The sequence below is a fragment of the Cellulomonas citrea genome, from assembly GCF_009829685.1.
GTDB lineage: Bacteria > Actinomycetota > Actinomycetes > Actinomycetales > Cellulomonadaceae > Cellulomonas > Cellulomonas citrea.
In genome coordinates this window covers 1-1,869 of record NZ_VWSD01000267.1, presented here as the reverse complement: position 1 = coordinate 1,869, position 1,869 = coordinate 1, and the positions used below count along the sequence as shown (strand labels likewise).

Below are 1,869 nucleotides of genomic sequence, written 5' to 3'. Positions count from 1 at the left end.
CCGCCCGGCCGCGCTCCCCTGCGACGACGAGGGTGAGCGCCACCCCGGCCTCGAGGTCCTCGAGCAGCGGGCGCACCGCGACCGCCCGGCCCCGGGCGTCGCGGGCCGACCCGCGCACCGCACCGCGACCCGACACCGGCTTGGCCAGCGCCCCGCCGCGTGCGGTGAGCTCGAGCCACCGGGCGCGCACGCCGCCGTCGGCCACCCGACCGGCGCGCACCTGCTCGACGGCGGCGGCACGCACCGGCTCCAGCGCCGCGGTGATGGCGCGTTCGATGTCCTGGGCGGCATCGGCCTGGTCCTGCACCGCAGCGGCGAGCTCCTCGACCCAGCCGCGCAGCGCGCCCAGCGCACCGTGCAACGTGCGGGCCACCACGGTGCGGGCGCGGTCCGGGCCGGCCAGGGTCGTCATCCAGCGGGTGATCGGCGCGACCGCGCTCGGCTCGAGCGGTCCGGTCTGCGGCCCCGCGTCGGGCACGGTGAAGAGCGGGGCGTCGGCCAGCCCACGCTCACGCATCCGGTCGAGCAGGTCACGGCGCACCGTCGACAACGACGCCGCCGGCACCCGGTTGAGCACCATCGCGACCGTCGTGCCCCTTTCGGCCGCGGCGCCCAGCACCTGCCACGGCAGCGCGTCGCCGTAGCGGGTGGCGGTCGTGACGAACAGCCACAGGTCGGCCGACTCGAGCAGCCGGTGCGCCCAGTCGCGGTTCTCCTCGACGACGGAGTCCAGGTCGGGGGCGTCGAGCAGCGCGATGCCACGCGGCACCGCCTCGTGCGCCACGACGACGACCGCATCCATCACCGGGTGGTGGTCGAGCAGCGCCGCGTCGAGCGGGTGGTGCACGAGGACGGCCTGACGCGTCGTCGGGCGCAGCACACCGGCGGCGCTCACCTCGGCCCCCACCAGGGAGTTCACCAGCGTGGACTTGCCCGCCCCGGTGGAGCCGGCGACCACGACGACAGCAGGTGCGGACAGCTGGGTGAGCCGCGGGATGAGGTGCTCGCCGAGCTGGTCGACGAGTCGGGCCCGCGAGGCCGCCGCCGACGCCGACCCCGGCAGGTGCAGCGGGAAGCGCGTGCGCTCGGCGTCACGCCTCAGGTCGCGCACCGCGTCGAGCAGGGATGCCGCAGCCAGGGGTCGAGCCAGCATCCGACGGGGGTCGTCGGAACCGTCAGCCACGTGCGCTCCGCTCCTTCATGCACCCGGCGTCCAGCACACCGGATCAGCAACGGGGCACATTGTCCCGGTTCTTCCGGTCGGCGACGACCCGCCACGCGGCACACTACGCTGGGAGCGCGCCCCACGGCGCCTGCACGCTCACCGGCCCCCGTAGCTCAACGGATAGAGCAACGGCCTTCTAATCCGCAGGTTGGCGGTTCGAGTCCGCCCGGGGGCACCTCGCCGCGACCGCGCCCGGCCCACGCCGCGCACCGGGGCGCCCGCCGAAAATCGAGTGACGCGCGCCACTCCCCTCTGCTGTGCTGAGGCCCATCACACCAACGACTCGGCCCTCGTCGGGGCCCCGTCCGTCATGCCCTGGAGGGCCGAGATGAACCCCTTGATGACCATCGACCTGGCCCGGCTCGAACACACCGAGCGGGTCGACCACACCCGGTTCGACCGGGTGCGCCGCACGTCGGAGCGCGAACGTCGCGCCCTGAACCACCCGCCGGAACGCCAGCCCCGCTGACGGCCCCGACGAACCCTGCGATGCGCGGGTCGCCCCAGGTGGGCGGCCCGCGCATCGTGCATCACCGGCCGGTGGGACGATGCTGCGCGTGACATCGCACCCGGCGGGCAGGCGCTAGTGGGTCGCCACTCCGCCCCGCGCCCCGACCCGGACGACGCGCCGCCGGCGGCGGCCG

General features: G+C 75.6%; 2 protein-coding genes and 1 tRNA gene. 2 read left to right on the top strand and 1 reads right to left on the bottom strand.

Annotation, left to right across the window (positions count from 1 at the left end; translation table 11 throughout):
- Positions 1-1,183: GTPase (locus tag F2B26_RS16015; RefSeq protein WP_235929721.1), on the bottom strand; the 1,183-nt coding region annotated here is incomplete at its 3' end.
- A 144-nt stretch (positions 1,184-1,327) separates the two neighbouring features.
- Between F2B26_RS16015 and F2B26_RS16010 the strand changes: the two genes are divergently transcribed.
- Positions 1,328-1,400 (top strand) — tRNA-Arg (locus F2B26_RS16010).
- Between the two features lie 165 nt (positions 1,401-1,565).
- Positions 1,566-1,694, top strand: a complete 129-nt coding sequence (locus F2B26_RS17605; RefSeq protein ID WP_268891121.1) for a hypothetical protein — start codon at positions 1,566-1,568, stop codon at positions 1,692-1,694.
- Positions 1,695-1,869: the final 175 nt, after the last annotated feature.

Excerpts from the sequence above, each read along its gene's own strand:
- F2B26_RS17605 (WP_268891121.1), top strand. The coding sequence starts at position 1,566 with ATGACCATCGACCTGGCCCGGCTCGAACACACCGAGCGGGTCGACCAC.